Genomic DNA, 7,301 nt, shown 5'->3' with positions numbered 1-7,301 from the left:
GGCCCGCCGCTGGACCAGGGCCAGGCCCGCCACCGCCGCGCCGAGCGCCAGCCAGCCGGCCGGGCCCGCGGCCATGACGGCGCCGGTCAGCAGCAGCGGCCCGACGGCCTTCTGGGCGGACGGGGAGATCCCGGCCACCCCCAGGTAGGAGGCCCGTGCCTCCTGCGGCGCCAGCGAGACGGCCAGCTCCCAGGAGCACACCGAGCGCACCAGCTCGGCGGCGGTGACCAGGACGGCCGCCCCGAGCAGGGTGGCGGAGGCGGCCCAGGGGCCGTGGGCCGGGGTGAGCGCGAGGAGCGCGCAGGCGGCGAGCAGGAAGAGGCCGTACCAGCCGACGGCGCCGGCCGCCTGGCGGGCGGTGCCCACCTTCGCGGACACGGCGAGCTGGAGGACCACGACGAGCACGGTGTTGAGGGCGAGGAAGGCCGGGACGACGGCGTGCGGGGCGTCGGTGTGGTGGACGAGCCACAGCGGCAGGCCGACGTTGAGGAGCGAGTCGTCCAGGTTGAGCGGCATGTCCAGGAGGACGAAGCGGAGGTAGCCCCGGTCCCGCCAGGGGCTCCTGCGGGCGGGGGCGGGGGCGGGCCGGGCCCCGCCCTCCTTCGCCGGGCCGGCCTCCTCCGCCGGGCCGGCCGCGGCGATCAGGCGGCCGTGGCCGTGCGGTTCCCGGGTGCGCCAGACCAGGGCCGAGGCCACCAGGAAGGACAGGGCGTTGCCGAGGATGAGGACCTCGTACGCGCCCCGGGTGCCCACGGCGAGGCCGATGGCGGCGATGCCCGCGCCGACGGCGTACCCCGCGTTGGCGGCGCTGCGCGACAGGGCCTGGTAGGTGGCCCGGCGGTCGCCCGCCACCCGGGTGGCGAACAGCATCTCGAGGGTCTTGGCCGCGCGGTCGCCGAGTTGGGTGAGGGCGACGATGAGCAGGAGCAGCTCGAAGCGGGTGACGACGAGCATCGCGCAGAGGGCGGCGAGCCGCAGCAGGTGGCAGGCGATCAGGAGGGGGCGTACGGGGTACCGGTCGGCCAGGTGGCCGGCGAGCGGGGAGCCCGCGATGCCCGCGACGGCGCCGATGCCGAGCATGAGGCCGAGGCGGCCGGCGTCGAGGCCGACGACGAAGGTGAAGAAGAGGACCGAGGAGGCGGCCCATACACCCGTTCCGGTGCGGTCGAGGAGCTGGCCGAGGAGCATGATCCGGGCGTCGCGCCCACCGGGCGGCCGCCGCAGCTGGGCGATCAGCCCGCGCGACTCCCCGGCGCCTCCCGCGCCGCGGGCCGGGGCGGAGACCGCACCACCGTCCCCCGGCACGGCCGAACCCGCGGGAGCGCAGCCCCCGTGGGCCACCTGCCCCCCGGCCGCTCCCCCTGCGGCGCCCAAACCCGGCCGCGCGGCGGTACCGGTGCCCGAGCCGGCGCCCGTGCTGGCGCCCGAGCCGGTACCGGTGCCCGAGCCCGAGCCGGTGCCTGAGCTGGCGCCCGAGCCCGTGCCCGTGCCCGTACCCGAGCCGGTGCCGGTGCCGGTGCCGGTACCCGCGCCGGTGCCGGTGCCCGCTCCGATGCCCGCGCCCGTGCCCAAGCCGACGCCCGCACCTGCACCCGCACCCGAGCCGGTGCCCGCGCCCGTGCCGGTGCCCTCGTCCTGTCGTCCTGCCGTGCCGCGCCGCCGCATGCCGGGCCTCCGCCTTCCCCCGTCGGAAGTATCTCGATGTCGAGATACCAGGCGGTAGACTGCCGTCCCGACTATCTCGACGTCAAGATATTTCGAGCGCGGGACGACCGTCGCCCCCGCCCCGCCCGGCGTTCGGGACGGGGCGGGGCGGGGGCGGGGGGTCGGCGGTCAGCCCCGCAGGAGCGTGGCGGCCACCCCCGCCGGGACCGGGGCGAGCCCCGCCGGGCGGGTGGTGAAGGTGCCCCGGCCCTGGGTGCGGCCGCGCAGGCGGGACGCGTAGCCGAAGAGTTCGGCCAGCGGCACCGTCGCCGTCACCACCGAGGTCCCGGCCCGCCCGGCCGAGCCCGTGACCCGGCCGCGCCGGGCGGCGAGGTCCCCGAGGACCGCGCCGACGGACTCGTCCGGGACGGTCACGGTGACCTCCGCGACCGGCTCCAGCAGCTCCAGCGTGCTCACGCGCAGGGCTTCCCGCAGCGCGAACCGGCCGGCCGCGCGGAAGGCGAGCTCCGAGGAGTCCTTGGAGTGGGTCGCCCCGTCGGTGAGGACGACCCGCAGCCCCGTCACCGGGTGCCCGCCGAGGGGGCCCTCGGCGAGGGCGTCCCGGCAGCCGGCCTCCACGGCCCGCGCGTACTCCGCCGGGACCCGGCCCCCGACGACCGCCGAACGGAACGCGAAGCCCGGCTCGCCCAGCGGCTCGACGTCGATCACCACGTGGGCGAACTGGCCTGCCCCGCCGTCCTGTTTGACGTGCCGGTGGACCAGCCCGCGCACCCCGGCCACCACGGTCTCCCGGTAGGAGACCCGGGGACGGCCCACGACGACCTCCACGCCCTGGTCCCGGCGGATCTTCTCCACCGCGACCTCCAGATGGAGCTCGCCCAGCCCCGACAGCACGGTCTGCCCGGTCTCCGCGTCCGTCCGGACCACCAGCGAGGGGTCCTCCTCGGCGATCCGGGCCAGTGCGGTGGAGAGCCGGCCGGTGTCGGTGCTGCGGCCCGCCTCGACCGCCACCGACACCACCGGGTCGGCCACGGACGGCGGTTCGAGGAGCAGCGGGGCACCCGGCGCGCACAGGGTGCTGCCGGCCCGGGCAGCCTTGGGCCCGATCACGGCCACGATGTCACCGGCCACCGCCTCCTCCCGTTCCTCGTGCCGGTCGGCCTGCACCCGCAGGATCCGCCCGATCCGTTCCGTCCTGCCCGTACCGGGGTCCAGCACGGTGTCGCCCTTGCGCAGGGTGCCCGCGTAGAGCCGCACGTACGTCAGCCGTCCGGTCGGCGTCGCCGTCACCTTGAAGGCGAGCGCCGCCAGCGGCTCGGCCGGGTCGGCGCGGCGGCCCTGCACGGCCGGCAGGTCGGCCGGCGACGGCAGGTACGCCACCACGGCGTCCAGCAGCGGCTCGATCCCGCGGTTGCGGTACGCCGAACCGCACAGCACCACGACGCCTTCCCCGGCGAGCGTCAGCTCGCGCAGGGCCCGCACCAGCGTCTGCTCGGCGAGGGAGCCCGTCGCGCAGAACTCCTCCAGGGCGTCGGCGTGGAGTTCGGCCACCGTCTCCTCCAGGAGGCGGCGCCGCCGCGACGCCTCCTCCAGCAGGGCGTCCGGAACGGGCACGGTCTCGTACGAGTCGGCGCCCGCGCCCCACAGCAGGGCGCGCATCCGCAGCAGGTCGACGACGCCGGTGAAGGCGTCCTCGCGGCCCACGGGCAGCTGGACGACCAGGGGGACGACGCCGAGCCGGTCCCGGAGGGAGGCGACCGCGGTGTCGAGGTCGGCGCCCGCACGGTCCAGCTTGTTGACGAACGCGATCCGCGGGACCCCGTGCCGGTCGGCCTGCCGCCACACCGACTCGCTCTGCGGCTCGACCCCGGCGACGGCGTCGAACACCGCGACGGCCCCGTCGAGCACGCGCAGGGAGCGCTCGACCTCGTCGGCGAAGTCGACGTGGCCGGGGGTGTCGATCAGGTTGACCCGGTGTCCGGCCCAGGCGCAGCTGACGGCCGCGGCGAAGATGGTGATGCCGCGGGCGCGTTCCTGGGCGTCGAAGTCGGTGACGGTGGTTCCGTCGTGGACCTCTCCGCGCTTGTGGATGGTGCCGGTGGCGAACAGGATCCGTTCGGTGACGGTGGTCTTGCCCGCGTCCACGTGGGCGAGGATACCGAGGTTGCGGACGGCGGTGAGGGGGTCGGTGTGGGTGCGAGTGCGCATGGCCCGGGGCCTTTCGGATGCCGAAGATCTGGGGAAGGGCAGCGCGATTCCCGTGCACGACGAGCGCCGACGCGAGGTCGGAACCGCCGTACGCGCCCTGCTCCGGGGCGTGCGTACGTGCGTCACGGGCGTACGGTGACAGCCGCGCAGCTGTTACCGCGCGGCGCGAGACACCGGGATCACGTCGTACCGGGCCGGGGGAACGAGGGCGGTGGCGGTGTGCGTGCGCATGGCCCTGTTCCCCTTCTCTTCGTCCGACGGCATGAGGCGCGCGGGCCGGTTCGGCGGCGCGCACGGCGAGTGTAGGCAGTGCGGGCCGCCGGGGGCACCGGATTTTCGCGGGCTCGGACGAGGAGGCGCCCGCGCAGCCGGTCGACGGCGTCCGGGGTGCTGCCGACGGTGTCGGCGAGGTAGCCGGAGAGCGATCCGTTACGGTCCGTCAGACCGGCGAGGGCGCCGGATAACTGCTTTTGCCGGTGCGGTGGTTGACGCCCCCCAGGGTGCCTCACGTGTCCTCGGGGGCGGGATCTTCCAGGGGGGTGGCGGGGTGCGGTGAGGTGATGTACCACAGGTCCGGGTCCGACCTCCTCGCGGACCAGTCGCCGGGAAGGGGGAGGGGCCCGGGGAACTTGACGGCGGTGAACTCGGTCCGGGCGTTGAAGGCCGTGCCGTCGAAGGTGAGTCCGGCCCGGAAGGTGGAGTCCGTTACGGAGAGGGTGCCGTCGAAGACCGCGCCGCCGAAGCCGGTGTCGGTCACGAACTCGGTGCGCAGGAAGCTCACCGGCCCTGAGAACCGCGCGTCGGTGAAGACGCCCGGCCCGTGCTCGACCGTCACGTCGCGCCAGACGAGCGCGCCGGCGAAGACCGCGCGGTCGAAGGACACGCCGCCGGCGCACACGGTGCTCGCGAACGAGGCGCGCCCGTTGAAGGTGGCCCCGGAGAAGACCGCGGCGCCTTCGAACGCCCCCAGGGAGAAACTCGCCGCCCCGTGGAAGACGGTGGAGGCGAATTCGGCCGGGCCGTCGAACCGGTTGGCCCGGAACAGGGCGATCCCCTCGCACCGCGCCTGGTCGAACACCGCCGCCGCCTCGAAGCGGGTGTCGGCCACCTGCAGCGGACCCCGCCACACGGCGTGGTCGAACCGCACGGGCCGGGCGAAGGCGGAGTCCTCCAGCAGCATCGAGCCGTCGGACCGCATGTGGCGGAAGTCGGCCTCCCCCAGCACCGTCACCCGGCGCAAGCCGTAGAAGTCCCCGATCAGCGCACCGCGGAAGGAGACGTCGCCCCGCCACGTGACCTGCGTGAACTGTGCGCCCTGCCGGAACACCGCGCGGCGGAACCCGGTCCGGCCCTCGAACCTGCTGTGCGGGAACTTCGCCGTGTCCTCGAAGGCGGCCCGGTCGAAGGAGGCTTCCGTGCGGAACACCGCCCCGGAGAAGTCCGCCGGACCGTCGAACGCGGCGTCGGAGAAGTCGACCGCCCCGGTGAACACCACCCCCGCCTCCTCCCAGCCGTCCACGAAGCGGGCCCGTGCGAAGGAAGCCTCGCCGAGCGTGATCTGTCCCGTGTCCGGCTCCCGTACGGCATCGAGGACGCGACGCAGCAGGCCCCGGGTGATCGGGGTCCCCCGGAAGTCGACCGGCGAGCCCGGACCGAGGTCGCCCAGCACGGCCGCCTCCTCCCCGGGCGGCAGGTGGGCCAGGCAGGCGCCGCGATCCGGGAGCCGGACGCCCTGGCAGCCCAGCGGCTCGGTGTCCGAGGCGCCGGCGCGGCACCGCGGCCAGGTGACCTCCGTGCCGCGCGCGGACCCGTCGGCCTCCTTGAGCAGTTCCGCCAGTTGCCGCGGGTCGCCCTCGTACACCCAGGCCCCGGCGCCGTCCCCGAGCGGGGTGAGCGAGCTCAACGCGGTCGGGCCGAGCAGGTCGCCGAGTTCCTCGTACAGCCGCTGCGACAGGGCGAGGAGGAGGCGCCCGGTCGGTCTGCGCCTGGCATCGCGCAGCCGCGCCGCGATCAGGGCGTGGTCGACCAGCCGTTCCGGTTCCGCCGGCAGCCGCTCCGGCTCCCCGCTCCCCAGCACCAGCGCGAGCGGTGGGGCGCCCTCCCCCAGCGCTCCCCGGTACTGGGCCAGCGCGTCCGGCAACGCCGCCAGCAGCCACGCCGCGTGACCCAGGGCCCCGGGCGGTTCGAGCAGCAGGCTCAGGTTCCCCGGCCCCTCCCCGCCGCTCACCACCGCCCTGGCCGGGGTCTCCGTCATCAGCCGGGCCAGGAGACCGCTCAGCTCCGAGATCGGCGCCCTTCCCCGCGGCATCGCCCCCGGGCCCACCCGTACGTCCACGGTCACCCGCGGACCGCCGCGGCCCCTCCCCCGGTACGGGGCCGCCGCCGGGTGGCCGTCCAGGGCCGCGCGGAAGGCGGGCTGGTCCAGCAGGGCGGCGGCCGTCAGGAACACCAGGCGGTCGCGGTGCACGGTGTGCACCACTCCGAGCAGCCGGCCCCGGTGGGAGACCGGGGCGCCGACCAGGTGGCTCCAGCCCTCCGGGTCCGGGGAGAGCAGGACCAGCTCCCCGTTGGCCGCCCCGCCGTCGCGGATCACGGTCGCGGTCAGCGCGGCCGGCGCTCCCTCCTCCGTCGCCCCGTCCACGCGGACCCGCTCGCCGGCGCCGGAGCCGGCCGGTGGCGTCCCCCACGGCTGGGGGACGAACCCCGCCGGGTCGGCCAGGTCCCCTTCGCTCTCCAGCAGCAGGACGGGCGGGCTCGCGTCGTCCCACCACACCGGGCGGCAGGGGTGGTCCCGGCCGCCCGCCCTGACCCACGCGGCCGTCTCCCCCGGGCGCGGGACCTGCCCGACGGTGAGCACCAGCCGCGGCGCGAGCAGGACCCCGACCTCCCCGGGCTCCCCGAACGGGTCGAAGCCGACCCGGACCACCAGGCCGCCCGGCCCCCGGCCCGCCTCGGCGGTGGCCGCGGCCGGCTGCGGCTCCGCCGCCCGTCCCCGTTCCGCGAACGGCAGCGCCCCCGCCGGGACCAGCCGCCGGCCCTCCGTCCCCGTGGTGACCCGGGTCGCGGAGAAGTCGGGGCCCGTGCCCCGGTTGCGGGCCATGTACTCCCACACCCGGCGGCGCACCAGTTCCCGGACCGCCGCCACGTCCCCGCGCAGCTGGGAGCCCAGCAGCACCTCGCGCACCCCGGGCAGGAACTCGAACTCGGCGTCCTCGGGCCGCTGTTGCCCCTGCCACGGGGCGAACAGCCCGCCGAGGGCCACCTCCGCCAGGTGGCCGTGTTCGGAGCCGCCCAGCAGGGAGCGGCGGACCAGGGTCATCACGGGCAGGGTCAGCGGCACGGCCGCCAGGTGCGCGGCGAGCCGCTGGGCGGTCGGGGAGGCCCCGGCCCGGAAGCGTTCCACCAGCTCCAGCGGGTCGGCCGCGGCG

The 7,301-nt window shown here is 76.4% G+C and carries 3 protein-coding genes; all 3 read right to left on the bottom strand.

What is annotated here, in order from left to right; all coding sequences use genetic code 11:
- A partial coding sequence (locus ACFVXK_RS35815) for an MFS transporter (RefSeq protein WP_389620669.1) occupies positions 1 to 1,665 on the bottom strand: 1,665 nt, incomplete at its 3' end.
- 168 nt (positions 1,666 to 1,833) lie between these two features.
- Positions 1,834 to 3,873 (bottom strand): elongation factor G, encoded by a 2,040-nt coding sequence (gene fusA / locus ACFVXK_RS35810; RefSeq protein WP_389620666.1) that lies wholly within the window; start codon positions 3,871 to 3,873, stop codon positions 1,834 to 1,836.
- A 505-nt stretch (positions 3,874 to 4,378) separates the two neighbouring features.
- Positions 4,379 to 7,301, bottom strand: a 2,923-nt coding sequence (locus ACFVXK_RS35805; protein WP_389620663.1) for a pentapeptide repeat-containing protein, incomplete at its 5' end; no start/stop codon positions are given.

The sequence above is a fragment of the Streptomyces sp. NPDC058157 genome, from assembly GCF_042884105.1.
Lineage (GTDB): Bacteria > Actinomycetota > Actinomycetes > Streptomycetales > Streptomycetaceae > Streptomyces.
This window is presented reverse-complemented; position numbering and strand designations above follow the sequence as displayed.

Bases quoted from the DNA above. Each gene is read 5' to 3' on its own strand.
- fusA (WP_389620666.1), bottom strand. From the start codon at position 3,873: ATGCGCACTCGCACCCACACCGACCCCCTCACCGCCGTCCGCAACCTC.